The sequence below is a fragment of the Brucella tritici genome (assembly GCF_902825325.1).
Lineage (GTDB): Bacteria > Pseudomonadota > Alphaproteobacteria > Rhizobiales > Rhizobiaceae > Brucella.
This window is the reverse complement of the sequence record NZ_CADEAR010000075.1, coordinates 1-517: the sequence shown is the minus strand read 5'-3', so window position 1 is coordinate 517 and position 517 is coordinate 1. Positions and strand designations below refer to the sequence as shown.

Sequence of the window (517 nt, the reverse complement as noted above, 5' to 3'; positions counted from 1 at the left end):
CGTGGTACGGTTGTGACGGGTCGCGTTGAGCGCGGTATCGTCAAGGTTGGTGAAGAAGTTGAAATCGTCGGCATCAAGGCGACGACGAAGACGACGGTTACCGGCGTTGAAATGTTCCGCAAGCTGCTCGACCAGGGCCAGGCTGGCGACAATATCGGCGCTCTGATCCGCGGCGTTGGCCGTGAAGACGTTGAACGCGGCCAGGTTCTCTGCAAGCCGGGTTCTGTGAAGCCGCACACCAAGTTCAAGGCAGAAGCTTACATTCTGACCAAGGACGAAGGTGGCCGTCATACGCCGTTCTTCACGAACTACCGTCCGCAGTTCTACTTCCGCACGACGGACGTGACCGGTGTTGTCACGCTGCCGGCTGGTACGGAAATGGTCATGCCTGGCGACAACATCGCCATGGACGTCACCCTGATCGTGCCGATCGCGATGGAAGAGAAGCTCCGCTTCGCTATCCGTGAAGGCGGCCGCACCGTCGGTGCAGGCATCGTCTCCTCGATCATCGAGTAAT

Annotated in this window: 1 protein-coding gene; it reads left to right on the top strand. The window is 59.2% G+C overall.

All coding sequences use genetic code 11. The annotated features are described in order from the left end of the window. Positions 1-516 (top strand): EF-Tu/IF-2/RF-3 family GTPase (locus HWX93_RS22725; protein WP_268904594.1); only part of this gene is annotated, 516 nt, incomplete at its 5' end. Position 517 lies beyond the last annotated feature (1 nt).